The sequence below is a fragment of the Staphylococcus coagulans genome (assembly GCF_022557135.1).
Classification (GTDB): Bacteria; Bacillota; Bacilli; order Staphylococcales; family Staphylococcaceae; genus Staphylococcus; species Staphylococcus coagulans.
In genome coordinates, this window is sequence record NZ_CP092966.1 from 1,597,671 (window position 1) to 1,617,567 (window position 19,897).

Annotated in this window: 17 protein-coding genes; 1 reads left to right on the plus strand and 16 read right to left on the minus strand. The window is 36.1% G+C overall.

Annotation, left to right across the window (positions count from 1 at the left end; translation table 11 throughout):
• Positions 1 to 52: 52 nt before the first annotated feature.
• The 5 genes from KM149_RS07655 to KM149_RS07675 all read right to left on the minus strand — a co-directional run bounded on the left by KM149_RS07655 (position 53) and on the right by KM149_RS07675 (position 6,483).
• Positions 53 to 919: a 2-oxoacid:ferredoxin oxidoreductase subunit beta gene (locus tag KM149_RS07655; RefSeq protein WP_165544941.1), complete on the minus strand. Its 867-nt coding sequence runs from the start codon at positions 917 to 919 to the stop codon at positions 53 to 55.
• On the minus strand, positions 920 to 2,680 hold the full coding sequence (locus tag KM149_RS07660) for a 2-oxoacid:acceptor oxidoreductase subunit alpha (protein WP_215021586.1): 1,761 nt from the start codon (positions 2,678 to 2,680) through the stop codon (positions 920 to 922).
• Positions 2,681 to 2,829: 149 nt separating this feature from the next.
• A complete protein-coding gene (locus KM149_RS07665; RefSeq protein WP_050331147.1) occupies positions 2,830 to 3,624 on the minus strand; it encodes a TIGR00282 family metallophosphoesterase in 795 nt (264 codons plus the stop codon).
• A 329-nt stretch (positions 3,625 to 3,953) separates the two neighbouring features.
• Complete coding sequence (locus KM149_RS07670; RefSeq protein WP_214970428.1) at positions 3,954 to 6,116, minus strand: heavy metal translocating P-type ATPase; 2,163 nt, start codon at positions 6,114 to 6,116, stop codon at positions 3,954 to 3,956.
• Positions 6,100 to 6,483 carry an ArsR/SmtB family transcription factor gene (locus KM149_RS07675; protein WP_165544938.1) on the minus strand — a complete coding sequence of 128 codons (384 nt, stop codon included), beginning with the start codon at positions 6,481 to 6,483 and terminating at the stop codon, positions 6,100 to 6,102. Before KM149_RS07675 ends, KM149_RS07670 begins: the two co-directional genes overlap by 17 nt.
• A 198-nt stretch (positions 6,484 to 6,681) precedes the next feature.
• On the opposite strand from KM149_RS07675, the gene KM149_RS07680 reads away from it, so the two are divergent.
• The gene (locus KM149_RS07680) at positions 6,682 to 6,900 is read left to right on the plus strand and encodes a hypothetical protein (protein WP_050331152.1); all 219 of its coding nucleotides are present in this window, start codon (positions 6,682 to 6,684) and stop codon (positions 6,898 to 6,900) included.
• Between the two features lie 121 nt (positions 6,901 to 7,021).
• On the opposite strand, the gene rny is transcribed toward KM149_RS07680, so the two are convergent.
• The 11 genes from rny to KM149_RS07735 form a co-directional block, all read right to left on the minus strand.
• The gene (rny, locus tag KM149_RS07685) at positions 7,022 to 8,581 is read right to left on the minus strand and encodes a ribonuclease Y (protein ID WP_214970426.1); all 1,560 of its coding nucleotides are present in this window, start codon (positions 8,579 to 8,581) and stop codon (positions 7,022 to 7,024) included.
• A 291-nt stretch (positions 8,582 to 8,872) separates the two neighbouring features.
• On the minus strand, positions 8,873 to 9,916 hold the full coding sequence (gene recA, locus KM149_RS07690) for a recombinase RecA (protein WP_037559108.1): 1,044 nt from the start codon (positions 9,914 to 9,916) through the stop codon (positions 8,873 to 8,875).
• Positions 9,917 to 10,081: 165 nt separating this feature from the next.
• On the minus strand, positions 10,082 to 11,230 hold the full coding sequence (locus KM149_RS07695; RefSeq protein WP_214970424.1) for a CinA family nicotinamide mononucleotide deamidase-related protein: 1,149 nt from the start codon (positions 11,228 to 11,230) through the stop codon (positions 10,082 to 10,084).
• A gap of 258 nt (positions 11,231 to 11,488) precedes the next feature.
• Positions 11,489 to 12,076 (minus strand): CDP-diacylglycerol--glycerol-3-phosphate 3-phosphatidyltransferase, encoded by a 588-nt coding sequence (pgsA, locus tag KM149_RS07700; RefSeq protein WP_050345714.1) that lies wholly within the window; start codon positions 12,074 to 12,076, stop codon positions 11,489 to 11,491.
• Positions 12,077 to 12,116: 40 nt separating this feature from the next.
• Positions 12,117 to 12,512: a helix-turn-helix domain-containing protein gene (locus tag KM149_RS07705; RefSeq protein WP_050331159.1), complete on the minus strand. Its 396-nt coding sequence runs from the start codon at positions 12,510 to 12,512 to the stop codon at positions 12,117 to 12,119.
• Between the two features lie 20 nt (positions 12,513 to 12,532).
• Positions 12,533 to 13,378 (minus strand): DUF3388 domain-containing protein, encoded by an 846-nt coding sequence (locus KM149_RS07710; protein ID WP_050345715.1) that lies wholly within the window; start codon positions 13,376 to 13,378, stop codon positions 12,533 to 12,535.
• A gap of 54 nt (positions 13,379 to 13,432) precedes the next feature.
• The gene (ymfI, locus tag KM149_RS07715) at positions 13,433 to 14,137 is read right to left on the minus strand and encodes an elongation factor P 5-aminopentanone reductase (RefSeq protein ID WP_214970422.1); all 705 of its coding nucleotides are present in this window, start codon (positions 14,135 to 14,137) and stop codon (positions 13,433 to 13,435) included.
• Complete coding sequence (gene yfmH / locus KM149_RS07720) at positions 14,134 to 15,423, minus strand: EF-P 5-aminopentanol modification-associated protein YfmH (protein ID WP_060830011.1); 1,290 nt, start codon at positions 15,421 to 15,423, stop codon at positions 14,134 to 14,136. Before yfmH ends, ymfI begins: the two co-directional genes overlap by 4 nt.
• Before the next feature lies 1 nt (position 15,424).
• Complete coding sequence (yfmF, locus tag KM149_RS07725) at positions 15,425 to 16,690, minus strand: EF-P 5-aminopentanol modification-associated protein YfmF (protein WP_425353674.1); 1,266 nt, start codon at positions 16,688 to 16,690, stop codon at positions 15,425 to 15,427.
• Between the two features lie 36 nt (positions 16,691 to 16,726).
• Positions 16,727 to 17,443: a GntR family transcriptional regulator gene (locus KM149_RS07730; protein WP_165544933.1), complete on the minus strand. Its 717-nt coding sequence runs from the start codon at positions 17,441 to 17,443 to the stop codon at positions 16,727 to 16,729.
• 3 nt (positions 17,444 to 17,446) lie between these two features.
• A complete protein-coding gene (locus KM149_RS07735; RefSeq protein WP_182280790.1) occupies positions 17,447 to 19,810 on the minus strand; it encodes a DNA translocase FtsK in 2,364 nt (787 codons plus the stop codon).
• Positions 19,811 to 19,897 lie beyond the last annotated feature (87 nt).

A 19,897-nucleotide genomic window follows, 5' to 3' on the forward strand; every position in this document is an offset into this window, starting at 1 on the left:
CTTATGCAGAATATATTTTATAATCAAATCAGCAAACTTTATAGATAAAGCTTTATACAAATTGTTTTGTAAAAGATTCGAACTGTGCTTCACTTAAACTTAAATCATGTTTTGCTAAAGGTGTATCGCCTAACGCTTCAATTTGAGATTCATATGATGGCGTTTCAGTATCTTGATAAACAATACCTTTAATTAATGAATCATGTTGTAGCACGGTTTGAATAGCGCCTTGTTTATCTGTCACATCATAGCCCTCTATATCCTCAATTGCTGTTAAATTCTCTTTGAACCAATCGTACGTATTCACTTTATTGTACGTCACACATGGAGAAAAAACATTTACAAATGAGAAGCCATCATGATTAATCGCATCTTCAATCATTTTTGTTAAAGCTTTAATATCGCTTGAAAAACCTTGCGCTACAAACGTTGCTCCTGATGATAAAGCTAATTCAAGAGGTGCAACATTTTGTTCGATATTCCCTTTTGGTGTCGTTTTTGTAACAAATCCTGGTGCTGAAGACGGAGAAGTTTGCCCTTTTGTTAAACCATAAATTTGATTATCCATAACAATATAAGTAATGTTCATGTTTCGGCGTAACGCATGAATGGTATGTCCCATACCAATAGCATAGCCATCTCCATCTCCACCTGATGCAATGACAGTTAAATCACGATTGGCCATTTTAACACCTTGTGCGAGAGGTAATGCACGACCGTGAATCGAATGCACACCGTATGAATTTACGTAACCAGAAAGTCGCCCTGAACAACCAATCCCAGTGATTAGAGCAACCTCATCAGGCTCAAGTCCCACATTTGCAGCTGCTTTTTGAATCGCCGCTTGTACAGAGAAATCACCACAACCTGGACACCAATTCGGTTTTACATTATTTCTAAAATCTTTAAAAGTAGCCAATTACACTCTCTCCTTTAATGCATTTACGATTTCTAAACCTTTTTCTTCAATCTCATAAGGTAAAAACGGTGTTCCGTCATATTTCGTTTGCTTAACAAGTTTATCGCCTAAGTTAACATTCATTTTGATAATGCTTGCAAGCTGGCCTTGATAGTTATGTTCAACAACAACAACTTTTTGCGCTTTATCAGCAGCTGCTTGGATCGCTTGAGTTGGAAATGGATGAAGTTGACGAATTTGGAGATGGTTTACTTTAGCTCCTTGCGCTTCAAGTCTAGCAACACCTTCTTGAATTGCGCCCTTCGTTGAAATGAAACCAAGGAATAAAATATCCGCATCTTCATATTTCAATTGATCTTCAACAGGTTTTTCAATCAATAAATGTTCCGTCTTACGCATACGTTTTTCCATTTGATCTTGACGGTTTTGAGCGGCTTCACTCGGTTTTCCTTCTTCGTTATGTTCAACGCCCGTAACATGGTGAATACCACCTTTTACACCAGGAATAGGTCGTGGTGAGACACCTGATTCTGTTAAGGCATAGCGTTTGAAGTACTCTTTATCTTCTGGATCGCGCTCGATATCCTCTGTAATCGTTGAACCACGTCGAATCGCAATTTTTGAATGATCTAAGTTTTTGACTGTTTGCTTACCTAAGGAAAGTTGTAAGTCACTTAGTAAAATAACCGGGCATTGATATTCTTCCGCTAAGTTAAATGCTTCTACTGTAAGGTAAAAAGCATCTTCTGCATCCGTTGGCGCAACGACAATTTTAGGAATATCTCCGTGTGTTCCATATATCATCTGCATTAAGTCAGATTGTTCTTGCTTTGTCGGTAAACCTGTAGAAGGGCCACCACGTTGCGTATTCATGATGACTAATGGTGTTTCAGTCATCCCAGACAAACCTATCGCCTCCATCATTAACGAGAGACCTGGACCAGCAGAAGCAGTAAATGCACGAACACCACCATAGTTCGCACCAATTGCCATCGTTGCGGCTGCGATTTCATCTTCGGTTTGAATGACTGTTCCGCCCACTTTCGGTAAATTTTCAATCATATATTCCATAATTTCAGAAGCTGGCGTTATCGGATAAGCAGCCATAAATCTAGAGCCTCCTGAGATTGCACCTAAGCCAATGGCATCATTCCCTATCATATAAAGGTGAGGCGTACCTGCGCTTTCTTCAAGCATAAAATCCCCATGAATACCAGCCAACTCATCTTGCATAATACGATAACCTTCATTCAATGCTTGAATATTAAGTTCAACGACTTTTTCTCCCTTTTTCTCAAACATATTTGTAATGAGCGCTTCAAATGTGTCAGTATTTAAATCCATTAACGCTGCTGTTGCACCAATGGCCACCATATTTTTCATTAATGTAGTCCCTAATGATTTTGCTGTTTCTGTAAAGGGCAGCACAATCAATTGCGCTTTACAGTTTTCTGGTTTTTCAGGCTTAGCCTTACTATCTGCTAGGATGACACTGTCTTCTCGCATTTCATGATGATTTAAAACAATTGTTTCTTGATCAAATGCAACAAGAATATCTAAGTCATCACTAATTGCGTGAACAGGTGTTGTAGAGACACGGATTTTATTATTGGTATGGCCTCCTTTAATTCGGCTTGAAAAATGACGATACCCATACAAATAATAGCCTTTTCGATTCATTGCAGTGGCGAAAATTTCTCCCGTTGATTCAATTCCTTCGCCTTGCTGACCTCCTACTTTCCATGACAATTGAGCTTTCATAGATTTAGCCTCCTACACGATTAAATTCACTATTTATCATATCAAAATAACCCATTATTTGCTCTATTAAATAATGGGTTTTAAAAAAATTCATACTAATGGCGGATAAGGCTTATATCCTTTATTAGGTCTATTAACGTTAAATGAAATTACGCTTCGAACGGATGATCATCATTGATTAAAATGCGTTCAATATTTTTAGCTGTTCCATCTTCTTTTAAATCAACTATAACGCCCGACAACACACTTCGTCCTTCATCAGGAACAACATGACGTTGAGGTAAACTAGTAAGAAATCGTTTAATAATTTCATCGCGATTAATGCCAAGAATACCATCATAATAGCCTGTCATACCTACATCGGTAATAAAAGCAGTCCCTTGAGGTAAAATGCGATTATCTGATGTTTGAATATGAGTATGCGTTCCAACTACAGCACTCGCACGTCCATCTAAAAACCAAGCCATTGCATTTTTCTCAGAAGTGGTTTCAGCATGAAAATCAATAAAAATATAGTCCGTTTCTTTTTGCGCTTCTTCAATTAATTGATTGGCTTTTTTAAAAGGATCATCAATATCTGGCATAAAACTACGTCCTTGCAAATTGATAACTGCTAGCTTTTTATTATTTAAATTAATAATACGCATACCAATCCCTGGTGCTTCATCAGGAAAGTTTGCAGGTCTCACAAGGCGTGTTGCATCTTGTATAAAATCGTAAATTTCTCGTTGGCCATAAGTATGGTTTCCCATAGTCATAAAATCAACGCCATTACGTAATAGTTCTTTATATATTTTTTCAGTTAAGCCTTTACCGTGCGCCGCATTTTCTGCATTCACTATCGTCACGGTCGGATGATAACGTTGTTTCAATTTTGGCAACCATTCTGATATCGCTTGGCGTCCAACTTTTCCGACAATATCTCCTATAAATAAAATTCTCATTATGTTTCGTCCTCTCTAAAAATGGGCATTTATGTATATTTCAACTGTATCATTATTTAAAAATTCTATATACAAAGCATACGCAACATATAAAAAAGACGAGCTATGAAAAGAACAACCTTCCATACAAACTCTTGGCATTGTTCATTCTCATCTCGTCTCATAATGATATATTAAAAGTATGCATTTCATTCATCAATGCTAGACATAACGATTGTGGTGCATTCGCGAAAAGTTATTTCTATTTGAAAAGATTGTATAGTATTTAACGATGTTGATTTATCTCTTATTGTATCTTTCTCAATAGAGATGTCAACCGTTCTACATGATTAGACTTCATCTTTCACATAGAGCAAACGAATCGCATTTAATGCCACAATCAAAGTTGCACCCATATCTGAAAAAATAGCAATCCATAACGTTAACCAACCAGGTATAACTAAGAGTAAGGCAATTAATTTAATACCAATCGCAAAGACAATATTGGCTTTGATCACATTCATCGTTTTTCGACTTAACCGGTAAGTAAATGGCAATTTAGACATATCATCGCCGAGTAAAGCAATGTCAGCAGTTTCCAGTGCTGTATCTGTGCTCGCACCACCCATTGCAATACCGATAGAAGCACGCGCTAGAGCAGGTGCATCATTCACACCATCACCAACCATTCCTACTGGACCATTTAAAGCTTCTAATTTTTCTATATGCTTTAATTTATCTTCTGGCATTAAATCTGCTTCAACATTTGTCAATTTCAATTTTCTATTGATGGCTTGTGCACTATTTAAATTATCGCCTGTCAACATGACTGTGTGTCGTATCCCTAATTTTTGAAGTGCTTCAATGGCTTTTTGAGACTGTTCACGTAATTGATCTCGAACAGTAATTAAAGTGGTTAAAGTATGGTTAATTGACATTAAAATAACAGTGTCGCCTTGCTTTTGCATATCATTGATTTGTTCAACAAGTTCCTCATTGGTATTGTTATGAAATAATTGGGGTTGACCGATTAAAATATCGTTTCCTTCAATAATGGCATGCACCCCTTGCCCTGTTTTAGATAGAAAATCTTTAACCTGATATTGTTGATAGTCAATATGCTTTTCTGTTGCGTATGCGATCACTGCTCTCGCGATAGGATGATTTGATAAGTTTTCAACAGCAGAAAGATAACCTAGTGTATCTATTTTTTCTTTTTGGTTTTGATTTAAATGGATGACCTCTGTAACAACTGGATGCCCTACTGTTAGTGTGCCTGTTTTATCAAACGCGAGTGTCTGAACTTTGCTCAATTGCTCAAGGTAAATCCCGCCTTTAATAAGAACGCCATTTTTAGCAGCATTTCCTATACTTGAAACAATAGAAATCGGAGTCGCAATAACTAAAGCACAAGGACAGCCTACGACTAAAACAGAAAGCCCTTGATATATCCATGGTAAAAAAGCATCATTTAATAATAAGGGTGGAAGGGTGGCTACTAAGAAAGCAATCATCATAATACAAGGCGTATAATATTTTGCGAATTTCTCTACAAAGGCTTGGGCGGGTGCTTTTTCAACTTGAGCCGCTTCTACCAATTGAATCATTTTTGCTAATGCCGTATCTTTGGATGCTTTTGTTACTTTGACTTCAAGAACGCCATCTTCGTTTAAAGTCCCTGCATAGACTTCATCGCTTTCTCGTTTATCAACTGGCATTGATTCACCAGTAATGGCAGCTTGATTGACTGAAGCATGACCTGAAATAACAATACCATCTAAAGCGATTTTTTGACCCGGCTTAACATACAAAGTATCATTAACTTCAACTTCTTCTGTAGCTAAGCGTAATAATTGACCCTGTCTAAGTATTGTCGCCTCATCAGGCGCAATTTCCATTAAAGAAGCCATAGATTGACGGGCTTTATCCATAGAAAATTGTTCTAACGCTTCACTGATTGCAAACAATATGACTACAACAGCAACTTCTCCCCATTGACCGATTAATACGCCCCCGATAATCGCAATCGTCATCAAAGTGCGCATATCAAATTCAAAATGGAGGAGATTTTTGACCCCTTGAATAATCAACTGGCTCCCACTTAAGACGATAGATAGCGTAAACAATATGAGCGTCATAGCATTGTTCGTACTGTTTAGCCATTGTGAAATATAACCGAGAATAACAAGAATCGCAGCAAAGATAATCGTTTCATGTTGATGATAAAATGTTTTGATTTTATCTAAAAAGTGCATCTCTTTGACAGGTGAATGCATCGTACGAGATTGAGCATTCACTTGCTGATCGTCAGGAATAATTTTTAGATTTTCAAATGAACCCGCATGTTCTAATTCATCTAAAGTAGGTTGTCCCGTTACATAAATTTTCGAAGCGCCAAAATTAACTTGTGCCTTTTCCACTGAAGTCAACTTGTTCACATTCTTTTCAAATTTACCCGCACAATTGGCACACGATAACCCTTCGATTCGATATGTTTTATGATTTTGTACCATCTTCATCCACTTCTTTCTTATGCTCAATAGATATTGTCATCATTTGACGGATATGTTCATCATATAAGCGATAAAAAGCACGTTTACCTTCTTTCCGATAGGTCACGATACCATTTTTGTACAAAGATCTTAAATGGTGCGACGCATTTGCAACAGTAATATTGAGTATTTCTGCGATATCACAAACACACAGCTCTTCATGTTCACACAAAGCAAATGTAATTTTTGCACGATTGACATCAGCAATACTTTTAAACATTTGACTCACATGTTCAATATTAGAATTTTCAATTTCCTGCTTGGCTTCGCGTACGACTTCAGCATCTATACTAAATGTGTCACATGTTGGAATTTGTTGTTTTGTCATTTATCTCACACTTTCATTCAAGTATTCGTTTGAATAAATTATAACTCGGTTCATTTCTTTATTCAAGTATATATTTGAATGTAAAAACATATGATTAAATATTATCAGTTGGGGTATTGAAAAAATTAGGAATGCTTATTGTTTAATAATCAATAAGTATGGATTTTCATAAAAACATTAGGAGTTGTTTATTAACTTATGTCAATTAATATTGATCCTGAAAAATTTGCAGAACTTGTTTTGAGCGCGAATCCATCTAAAAAAGAAAACCCTGAAGATATTGCAAAAGAAAGTATCGAGTTATACATCAATGCGTATCGAATGGCAGAACGTTATGCAAATATTTCCTCAAGTAGTTATGACACATCTAGTGCTTTAGAAGAATTAAAAGAAACTGAACTTCATCTCTGTAAATAACTTTGATTGATGACTGAAAGTTCAAATGGAAAAATTAATCATTTAGGATATGAATATAAACAAAAAAACAGGTTTCGTAATGTCCATGACATTAGGAAACCTGTTTTTATTTCATACACTGTTACTTCGCATATTCAATTGCTCTCGTCTCACGAACAACTGTCACTTTGATATGACCCGGATATTGTAGTTCATCCTCAATCTGATTTTTAATATCTCTCGCTAAGCGATGAGATTTTAAATCATCTATTTCTTCTGGTGATACAATCACGCGTATTTCACGACCTGCTTGTATAGCAAAAGCTTTTTCCACGCCATCATAACTTTCAGAGATGTCCTCTAATCGTTCTAAACGTTTAATATAATTCTCTAACGTTTCTTTTCTAGCGCCAGGTCTTGCAGCTGATAAAGCATCTGCAGCAGCGACTAAAATAGATATAATCGATGTCGGTTCAACCTCTCCATGGTGTGAATGAATTGCATTGATGACCGTCTCAGGTTCGCCATATTTTTTAGCTAATTCGACACCAATTTCAACATGGCTTCCTTCAACTTCGTGATCAATCGCTTTACCAATATCGTGTAATAAACCAGCTCTTTTAGCCAGTGTTACATCTTCGTTCAATTCTGCAGCGAGCATTCCAGATAAATATGCTACTTCAATAGAATGTTTAAGCACATTTTGTCCATAACTTGTTCGATAATGCATGCGCCCTAAAATTTTAACGAGATCAGGATGCATATTATGAATATTTAATTCAAATGTTGCATGTTCACCTGCATCACGAATAATTTCATCGACTTCTCGTCTTGCTTTTTCTACCATATCTTCAATACGCCCTGGATGAATACGACCGTCAGAAACAAGGTTGATTAACGCTGTTTTGGCGATTTCTCTTCGAATAGGATCAAAACCTGATAAAATTACCGCTTCAGGTGTATCATCAATGATTAAATCAATACCCGTTAATGTTTCTAATGTACGAATATTTCTACCTTCACGACCGATGATACGTCCTTTCATCTCGTCATTAGGTAAGTTAACAACTGACACTGTTGACTCTGAAGTATGATCAGCAGCAAAACGTTGCACTGTCATAGCGAGTAATTCTTTTGCTTTTTGGTTTACTTTTTCTTTAGCTTCACGCTCTTTTTCTTTAACAAGTACTGCAATATCTTGTGACAACTCTTCTTCTACACGTTCCAATTGCTCTTTACGTGCTTCTTCTTGTGTGAGACCGGAGATGCGTTCTAATTCTTGTTCGTGCTTCATTATTATTGATTGAACACTACTCTCTTTTGCGTCTACTTGTTGTTGTCTTTCTTCAAGTTTAGATTCTTTTTGCTCTAAAATCTCATCCTTTTTATCGAGTAGATCAGATTTTCGCTCCAAGTTCTCCTCTTTTTGAAGAAGTCGGGATTCTTGCCTTTGAAGCTCTCCACGTCGTTCCCTTAGTTCGCTTTCGATGCGCTCTCTTAGAACTTGGTTTTCTTCTTTAGCTTCGATTAATTTCTCTTTTTTAAGATTCTCTGCTTCTTTGTTTGCTTGTTCAATAATATCTTTAGCAGTACGTTTGGCTTGTGACTGCTTTTGATATATTAAATTCTGGGCGATTAAATACCCTACAACAACTCCTAGAATTATACCCAGCAAAATGAGTAAGAGGCTTAATAAATTCACACAAACACCTCCTTTTTCTAGGATTTCGTTCTGTATGTTAACCAATCTATATGATTATATGACTAAAAATAAGAATCATACAAGTTCAATTGTACGTTTTGAACAATGAAAAATCAAGGTATCCAACACTATTGAATAAAAAAGATGATACATTTCAAAACGAAAAATCATCATGATATCATATTCTATTTGAAATTTTGTTGCAATTAGCCTTTCCAAAACAAAAAGTGAAACCGAATCTCATTTTGATTTAGATCCATGTTTCACTTTTAATTTTATATCGAAATACGATTATTCATCAAATAATGTTTGTGGCTCTTCTTGCTCTTTTTCTTCCACATCACCGTCAAAAATACCTAATTTTTCACGGAGTTTTCGATCGATTTCATCTTCTAATTGTGGGTTTTCTTTTAAGAATTGTTTGACATTCTCTTTACCTTGGCCCATACGTTCGCCGTTATAAGAATACCATGCACCAGATTTGTCTACAATGTCATATTGCACACCTAAATCAATTAATTCACCTTCACGAGAGATACCTTGACCATACATGATATCGACTTCAGCAACTTTAAATGGTGGTGCTACTTTATTCTTCACGACTTTGATTTTCGTACGGTTACCTACGATGTCTTGGCCTTGTTTCAATTGTTCTGCACGTCTTACTTCTAAGCGGACAGAACTGTAGAATTTCAACGCACGACCACCTGGCGTCGTTTCAGGATTACCGAACATAACACCTACTTTTTCACGAATTTGGTTAATGAAAATTGCAGTCGTATTTGATTTTGAAATGGCTGCTGAAAGTTTACGTAATGCTTGAGACATAAGACGCGCTTGTAAACCTACATGTGTATCACCCATTTCACCTTCGATTTCTGCTTTAGGTGTTAAGGCTGCAACAGAGTCCACAATAACAATGTCCACGGCGCCACTTCTAACGAACGCTTCAGCAATTTCTAAACCTTGTTCACCGTGGTCAGGTTGAGAAAGGTATAGATTATCGATATCCACACCGAGCGCTTCAGCATAGACAGGATCCAACGCATGTTCAGCATCGATAAACGCAGCAATACCGCCATTTTTTTGCACTTCAGCAATCGCGTGCAACGCTACAGTCGTTTTACCAGAACTTTCAGGGCCATAAACTTCAATAATACGACCTTTTGGATAGCCGCCAACCCCTAATGCATGATCCAATGTAACAGAACCTGTTGAAACACTAGAAACACGGCGATCTTTATTTTCACCTAGTTTCATAACGGCACCTTTACCGAATGACTTTTCCATATTTTTTATTACTGTGTCGAGTGCTTTTTGACGTTCATTATCCAATATAGGACCCCCTAATAAATAAAAATTTCCTTTTAATTTAATTCTACTATACATGCTTCCAATTAAAATTACAAGCATTTTACGAATATTTGTTCGCTATTTTGTGATTTAAATACTAACAAAATAGAACGCATGTGCTTGTGTTTTGCTCAAAACCATATAATATTAGTGCTGTTTTAGTTCATTTAGCCATGCAATCAGTACATAATTTTGACTTCGATCACGTTGTAAATTTCTGTGATGACTCATTTTAAATGTTTCAACTCGGAAGTGATCATGATCTAGAAAACCAATATAGATTGTATTGCCATGTGAAAGAAGGCTCATCGCCTGTTCAGTGTCATATAAAGATTGCACAAATACTGCTGATGCATATAATTGGTTCTCAATTGTAGCTGTTTCATCTACAAATTGAGGATGATGCATCATATACCCTTTTAATAGATGTGTTTGATCCTCTTTTTTTAATCTAGAGTAAAGTAAACCTTCTGTCACTTGATCATATATCGCAAATGATTTCTTTTGTAACGCCATAACAGCGCGCTCAGGTGTCGTGTCATTGGAACCATAATAATAACGACCCATTCGACTTAATATTTCATCTTTTATCGGCGCTATTAACTGTTGACTCGCTTTTTCATTATCCGCGCTTGCTGTCAATCTGATTGTGACTTCGTGCGTACCTGCAAGTGGTGCAATTGTAGGGTTTGTTTGCGCATCGATTAAGTCAAGTAATTCTGTTTCAACTTGTGATTCACCTATCCCACAAAAACGTAACACTTCAGAGAAAATTGTTTTTCCACCTTGTGAAAAGTAAGGCATGAGTTCATTCACGACCATCGGTTGCATTTCTTTCGGTGGTCCTGGTAGCATAACAATGTGCTTATTATTTTCATTCAAATAAATACCAGGTGCCATCCCTACACGATTGGGTAACACTTTTGCACCTTCAATCACAAGTGCTTGCTGCTTATTATTCGGCGTCATTTCTTTTTCATGTTGCTTGAAATAATCTTCAATGTAATTGAGCGCTTCTTGATCTGTTACGAGTTTTTTATTTAAAACAGTTGCAACCGTTTGTTTTGTTAAATCATCTTTTGTGGGTCCTAAACCACCCGTGAAAATTAGTGCATCATATTGCTCTATCGCTCTTTTTATGACAGTTTCAAGTCTTTTTTCATTGTCACCGACCACGATATGCTCCAAGACATGATGACCTGCTTCATTCAACTTTTGTGATAAAAATTGAGCATTCGTATTTGTAATTTGGCCTAAAAGTAACTCTGACCCTACTGCGATAATACAGACTTTCATAATATTGCCTTCTTTCTGCCTACAAAATCTTATTCACAACTTTATTATAGCTTGATATCCCTTTGAAATGGAACTAAACCGTTTTTTGTTTTACAGAATAATCCTTTTCAACTAAGTCTTCATTACAGAAGACTTGATCCATATATGAGCTTGTTGTTACAAGCAAAATAAAAGAAGAGTAAAACAAACAGCCCAATTCAACATTGTTCTCTTTGTTTCACTCTTAAAAGTTTATTCATCCTTGAGGTAATCATAAAATTAAGCTTTTTTATCTTGTAAAAAAACATCTCTACCTTTATAGAAATACTCAATACCTGATAAAATTGTAAAAAAGACACCAATATACAATAATATTTGACCTAAAGAAAAACCAATCCACTGGCTCAAAGGTTCACCTAGTAAAATGAAAACTAAGGCAACCATCGTTACTGCCGTTTTAATTTTTCCAAGTTGACCTGCCGCACTAACAAAGCCTTGTTCAATTTGTAAGAGTCTCAATCCTGTCACCGCAAACTCACGTGCAATAACGATGATGGCAACGACAGAATTCGTCAATCCAAGTTCTACTAAAACAACTAAAGCTGCAGAAACAAGAAGTTTATCAGCAAGTGGATCTAGAAATTTCCCCATATTTGTTACAATTTGCCATTTACGTGCTAAATAGCCGTCTAAAAAATCACTTAATGATGCGATGATAAAAATGATTCCACTAATTAAAAATTCAATTCGAATCGAGTGTCCCCCTATGAAAGAAACATTTCCCATTCCAAAATCAACAAGTGCAAACAACATAAATATTGGAATTAAGATGACTCGAAACAATGTGATCTGGTTAGGTATATTCATAATTATTCCTCTCTCCACTTATCTGTTTCTCTTATTGCTATTATAGCACAATGGTTAATAGCCCCCAAAGTACAGCTGTAATACCAATCAGCATACCAATAATAATCGCAACTTTTTTCGGTTGCACATCTGTATTAGAAAATACTAATGCATCTTGATTTTGTGAGATTTGTTGTAAAATATCATGGGCTTGGTGTGTCATGGAAGGCAACTCTTCTTTATGCTTATCCATGAGTAATGAACCATCAACATTCACGGATTGCGCATATTTTTGTATAAAACCTCGTATATGATTGGGATGTTCAAATTGCTCAAATTGGTTGCGTTCAATGGCAACTAATGTTTGTCGCTGAATTTGTGTTCTTTTTTCTAATTCAGCTAAAGTCATTCCTAAACCTTCTCTTTTACTTTGCAGTACTTCACCGATTGTTTTCAACTTGTGCTCTCCTCCAAACGTTAGAACGAACCAAAACCATCACCAAAGCCGTCTCCGAAACCACCAAATGTATCTCCAAAATCTAAGTTATTTTTACTTCTAACGGTTTGCTTTTTCATTTCTTCATATTCGATGGTCTGATTTTCTTCGGTTCTTAATTCAATAATATAATCAAAATCATCCATAATATAATCGCTTGCTTCAACAAATAAATCAGGATGTTCAACGACTTTTACTGATGGCAACGTCATGACTTCTTTAACAAGCTCTTGGTGCTTTGGATTTGTTTCTCTTGCAGTAACCGCACCATCAATAATATACACATGATCTTTATCGTATTCACCTTTAATTAGTGAACTACGAACCGTTTGTTTAATTAAAGTTGAACTGATGAATAACCATCTCTTATGCGCAGATACACTGCCAGCTACAATAGATTCCGTTTTACCAACACGTGGCATACCTCGAATCCCAATTAATTTATGACCTTCTTCTTTAAATAATTCAGCCATAAAATCAACGAGTAAACCTAAATCGTCTCTTTCAAAACGAAATATTTTTTTATTATGCTCATCTTGTTTTACAAAACGGCCATGTCTCACAGCAAGCCTGTCTTTTAATTCTGGCTCACGCAAGACTCTCAGAGAAATGTCATCAATTTCTTTAAGTAAAGTTTCAAAGCGTTTTACTTTCTCTTCACTATCGGATCTAATAATAAAAGCACGAATGGACTTATCAATACCGTTAATTGCACCAATATTAATTCCCATCATCCCAAGTAAACTTGAAATATCACCTAACAAACCTGCTCTATTAATATTGATACTATACTCTAGATACCATTCCCTCTTTTCACGTGTAATCATGAAAAACCCCCTTGCAACGCTTGCCTATACGTTATTTATTCATATTATAGCAAATTAACAATACCAGCCACCATTAATACGTTGAACTGTACCCGTAATGCTTTTCGCCTCAGAAGATAGTAAGTATTGCGTTGCATGTGCAATTTCTGTTGGGTCTATCCATCGATGCTGTGGCAATGATTCGAGTAAATCCTCACGCGCTTCTTCTGATAACGCATCCGTCATACGTCCTGCAACAACGCCCGGCGCAATCGCATTCACTGTGACGTTCGTTCGAGATAATTCCTGTCCGAGTGCTTTGATAAATCCGATTTGCGCTGCTTTCATAGAGGAATATATGGTTTCAAAACTCGCCCCCATTTCACCCCAAATAGATGAAATGACGATAATACGCCCATTCTCACTTTGTCGCAATTGATCTACAAAAAATTGGGACATTTTAATAAAATGAAATACATGCACCATATAAGCATCGTGAATTTGCTGATCTGTCATATCTTGGAGCATGCCAAATAAACTTTGTCCACTCGTATAAATTAACACATCTAAATTTTGAATAAATTTTAATTTTTCTTCAAGTTGAATGGATTTTGTCAAGTCGAGTTGCACAAATTGAACCGGCTGGTTTTCGTACATTGTGACTAACTCATCAATAGATGTATTATGATAAGTCACTATAACTTCATAGCCACGTGAAAGAAGGTCATGCGTAATTGCACGACCTATATTGCCCGATCCACCAACAACTAAAGCTTTCACGATTTTTCCATCTCCAATCGACTATCGACTATCGCATCTAATTGAACACGTTTTTTAATAGTCGCATTCATCGTTTCTAGCGTAATACCTTCAATGATTTCCAACAATTCAAATAAACTAACACCATCAAAATAAAACTTTGTAGATTGATTCGCAATATATTCAGGGGCATTTAAACTTGAAATATACTCCCCTATAAATTGACGTTTCAATAAATCAAATGCTTTTTGATCTTTGACTTGGCCCATATTTGTTGTTAACTCATCAATCAATAATTTTTTTAATTGCTCAGGTTTTGATGTTGCAGAAGTAATTAATGAAAAACTATATGAGGGTTCTATCACCGTTTGATAATTAAATGTATCATCAATCAAGTCTTGATTAAGTAAGGCTTGGTAGAAATTCGTCTCTTCGCCATAAATCATCTCAAAGAAAAATGACATTTCAATATCTTCTTTAACACGTTGGTGTTCTGTGAAATCATCAACTGGGTGTTTAAGTCCAATCATTAATCGAGGTGATTGAATATGCATGCGCTCACTGACATTAGCCTGGACGACTTCATTACTTTCATTGAGCGGATCTCTTTCAATTTCCGGCTGTGCCTCAATTGCACGTGCATCTTCATGTTGTTTCACCAATTGCCCTATATGTGTCGGTTCAACATCACCAACGACAAATAAAACCATATTTGACGGATGATAAAAAGTTTCATAACAAAGATATAAATCTTCTTTAGTAATTTGATAAATACTTTCGACTGAGCCTGCGATGTCCACTTTAACAGGATGATCATGGTACATTGCGCGTAAAGTATTGAACATTAGGCGATAACCTGGCTGCTCTTGGTACATTTTTATTTCTTCAGCAATAATGCCTTTTTCTTTTTCCACTGATTCTTCAGTAAAATAAGGAGTTTCCACCATTTTCAACAATCTCAAAATATTGTCATCAATGTGATTTGTTGCACTAAATAAGTAACTTGTACGATCAAAGCTCGTAAATGCATTGACTTGCGCATCGTGCTCAGCAAATTCCGTAAACAAGTCGCCTTCTTCTTTTTCAAATAATTTATGTTCTAAAAAATGCGCCACCCCATCGGGTACACTAACAAATTGGTCTGACTGATGTGGTTTGAATCGATGATCAAGCGACCCAAATTGTGTTGTATACGTCACAAATGTTTTTTGAAAATCTTTTTTTGGAATGACAAAAAGGTTGAGTCCGTTTTCTAATGTTGTATGATAAACTGTTTCATCAATTTGCTGATAATACGTATGGTTCATATTAAGCTTCCCCCTTTGTCAAAATATAAATGGTATCTAAATGTGCATTTTGACATAGACGTTGAACATCTTGACGTGTCACCGCTTGAATGCGAGATTCAAATTGAGACTCACTTTCCGGTTCTTTAAGTAACAATTGGTTATGCATCGTTTCAATCATATGCTTAGGTCGGTCTTTTGCTTCTTTACGATTCGATAAAATAATTTTTTTGGCCAATGCCATTTTATCTTCCGTAAAATCTCCTGACTTGAATCTATTGAATGCTTCGATAATCGTTTCTTTTGCGAGTTCATAATCATCAACTGAAACGCCACTTAATACAAATAAGAAGCCATTTTTACCGTCTATTTGCGAATGGATGGAATAGGCTAAACTTTTTTGTTCACGCACTTCATTGAATAATACAGACGAAGGATCGCCACCAAACATCATATTAAAAACAATAAGCGTGTAATAATCAGGCTCACCGTATTGGGTTGGAAATCTAAATCCTATATTTAATTTGGCTTGATCGACTTGATCAGTTTCAACGATTTCCTTTACAGGTTGATCTTGGTTTATATCTTGACCAAATGAAGTTGACGCATATGTAAAAGGTTGAATATTGAACTCAGATTGAATATGTTGTACTGTAGCTTCTTCATCTACGTTACCTACGACGTAAACTGAGCAGTAATCATTTTCTAGCATAGATTGATATGTATGATAAATATCTGTTGCTGATATGTCATCAATATTTGCAAGCTCTCCTGCCGCCATATAACGATAAGGATGATCACCAAACATATGTTTAAGTAACTGCAAGTATGCAAGTTGTGATTTATTGTCCTCAATGGCTTTAAGTTTTTTCTTTAATAAACGCTTTTCTTGCGCTAGAAAGTTTTCATTAAAAGCTTCATGAGAAACAAACGGATTTAAAATGACCTCTTTTAATAAAGCGACACTTTTTTCAAATAAAGGCTCATCATCTAATAGGTAACGTTCATTCACGATTTCTAAACTGATGGTGATCACATGTCGATCTTTATATTTAGATACATAGCTATTCACATAAGCACCGTATAATTCTGACAAATATTGGTTAAATGCTTTATCAGTAGGATAGTTTTGTGTCGCGCGAACTAATAATTTACTCAATAATGCACGTTGTGTCATCGTTTCAACATCTAATGGCGCCATAAATTTAAAAGTCACTGTCGTCGTTTTAAATTTGTGCGTTGACATGACAAAAATTGAATTTGATGGTTCTTGTTGAAGCTGTTTCAAAGCAACTCCTCCTTTTAAAAAACTATAATTATTATGTTATAGACGTTTTCTTATCGTCCGAAACTTCACAAGGCTACTCTTGAAATAGTTTAAAGAGTATAAAATAGGTGTGCCGTCTTCAGTGAAATGAACTTGGCGTAAAAGCATTAATCCATCTTGCGGGTCTGACTCAAGGGCATCTGAGATATAAGGTTCGTAACTAATCGCTTCCATCTCAGTTTCTGCATAAGCAATTTTCTTTTGACTCACTGTCTCAACCGCTTTCAAAATAGAAGTCTGTTGATTATGCGTCCCAAAATGTTCAAATACATTTGTTGCCACCTTGTCTAAACAATAGACAACTGGGTGACCATTAGCCGTTCGAATACGTTCAACAACAGTAATTTGTGATTTAGGTTCGAGGTTCATCACTTTACAATCATCAAGCGATGCTTCTTCTTCATCGAGGCTTAAAAAGACGGTACCATTTTCATAACCTTTATCAGATATCATGCGTCCAATACTCATTAATTCATCTAAAGGATAAAAGAACGGCTGAGGTACTTTAACTCTTGCGCCCTCTTCAAAATTTTGTGTGACAATTTGTTCAGTGACGAGTTCATGAATCGCAACCTGAACGTCATCTGTCTTTACATTACATTTACGTGCAAGTGCCAATAAACCCGGTAAAGATTCACCAGGTTTAATGCGCTCTTCTTCAATTTCTTTAAGTATCCATTCTTTCACAATATTAACGTCAGGATTTACCGACATGTCTTACACCTCTCCATCATTTAAATCAACTAAAATTTGTCTTGGCTTGCTCCCCTTTTGTGGTCCGATGACCTGATTTCGTTCTAGATCATCCATGATTCTCGATGCTCGATTATAACCAATTCGAAACTGGCGTTGTAATAACGAGGTACTTGCTTTTTGTTGCTCAATAACAAATAAATAAGCATCTTTGTATAATGGATCATCACTTTCCATATCCGCTTCATCCACTTGTGCATCTGGCTCCATCTCTTTAACGTAATTCGCTTTTTGTTGTGCGACGACGTATGAAACGATTTTTTGCACTTCATTGTCACTTAAAAATGCACCTTGCACGCGCGTACGCGTAGAGCCACCATTTTTAATAAATAACATGTCCCCTTTACCGAGCAGTTTTTCCGCGCCACCACTATCGATAATTGTTCGTGAGTCCGTTTGAGAGCTCACCGCAAACGCGATACGTGATGGAATGTTATTTTTTATTAAACCTGTAATGACATCTACTGAAGGTCGTTGTGTCGCTATAATGAGATGAATACCAGCTGCACGCGCCATTTGTGTGATGCGTGTAATAGCCGTTTCAACATCTTTACCTGCTACCATCATCAAATCTGCAAGTTCATCTACAATTACGACAATATAGGGTAATAATGGTTCTTTTTCATCCAACTCATTATTTTTTTGATTCATTAATGCGTTGTAACCTTCAATATTACGTGTACCTGAATGTTGGAATAAATCATATCTTCTTTCCATTTCTCCAACCACTTTTTCTAATGCTTGTGCCGCTTTATGTGGGTTAGTTACAACGGGAGTTAATAAATGAGGAATTCCATTGTATACATTTAATTCTACCATTTTTGGATCAATCATCATAAGTTTTACTTCATGTGGCTTTGCATTCAATAAAATACTTGTGATGATGCCATTGATACAAACCGATTTCCCACTTCCTGTTGAACCTGCGACTAATAAGTGTGGCATTTTATTAAGTTCTGCAGTAATCGGTTCTCCAGATATATCACGGCCTAATGCTACTTCTAATTTATTTTGTGTTGGGAATTTTTCATCTAATACTTCTTTTAAAGTTACCAACGCAATTTTATTATTAGGTACTTCAATACCGACAGCCGATTTTCCTGGGATAGGTGCCTCAATTCGAATATCTTTTGCCGCTAATGCTAGAGCGATATCGTTATGTAAATTAACGATTCGACTTACTTTCACACCTTGTGCAGGCTGTACCTCATATTGTGTCACAGCTGGACCGATTTTAATTTGCGTCACTTTCGCATTGACACCAAAATTTTTCAAAGTTGTTTCTAACAATCTTCCTTTTCGTTGGACTTCTGCTTTTGAAGTCGTCTGTTGTTGTTTTGGGGCATCTAATAAAGAAAGCGGCGGAAGTTCATACGCATGATTGGCCACCTCGCCCGCTTCAGATATACTGCCTTCAGCATCTGTTTGGTCTGAAGGGATGTCAACATTTTCATCTGCCTGATTAATCCGTTGAATTGGATTAGATTTTGTGTTGTTTTCTTGTTCATTTTTAGATGTTTGATGCCCGACATTCGAAGCCGTTTTATGTCCTAAAATTGGAATTGAAGGATAATCTGTTTGTATTTCATCTTCTGCTGACGAAACCTCTGGAAAATCAGATACGTCTTTGATTTGTTCATTTTTGGATTGTACATCAGCAAGTCGTTTTTGTTCTTTTTTCTCTTGCTTTTGTAAGCGTCGTTGCTCTCGATGATGACCATAACGATCATACGCATGTGTTGTCGTCTGTTTAATATTTTCTAATCCAATCTTTGCCACATCTCTATGACGTTTTTTCAATAACAAAACGACACTCGAAATTAATAATATTAATGTGAATATGACGATACCTACGATAGAAATCAATGGCGTTAAAATATGAATAAACATATAGCCAAGCAAACCGCCACCAAAATAGTTAAAACCATCCTTCTCATATGTGTGGTATATATAAGATAAAACAGGCTGACGTCTCGCTGCTGCATCCCCAATCATCATATAGTGCAATTGGGCTACAAATAATAGTGCAATTTGTAAAATGATTGACCCCGTTAGCCTTCTTGTTTTAGGTAACTTTCCATTATAAGCAAAAAAACCTGTCCCTAGTAATAACAATAGATAGGTCAGATAACGTGTTACGCCAAACAGATAATTAAAAAAGCTATCAATTGCAATACCCACTAATCCTAATTGAAAAATACCTAAAGTTAAAATAACTACAAAAACAATAGACAAAATAAATCTGAGTGGTGTATCGTTTTGCTTTTTTTTAGAAGTTCGTTTCTTGCTGCGAGACGTTTGTGATTTTCGTTTTTTCGTTTGCGGCATTCATCGTCACCTTCTACTTTCTATTAAATATGTAAAATACCTGTATGATGAAAAAAGCGAATCTACTCTTTAAAATGCGAGTATTTC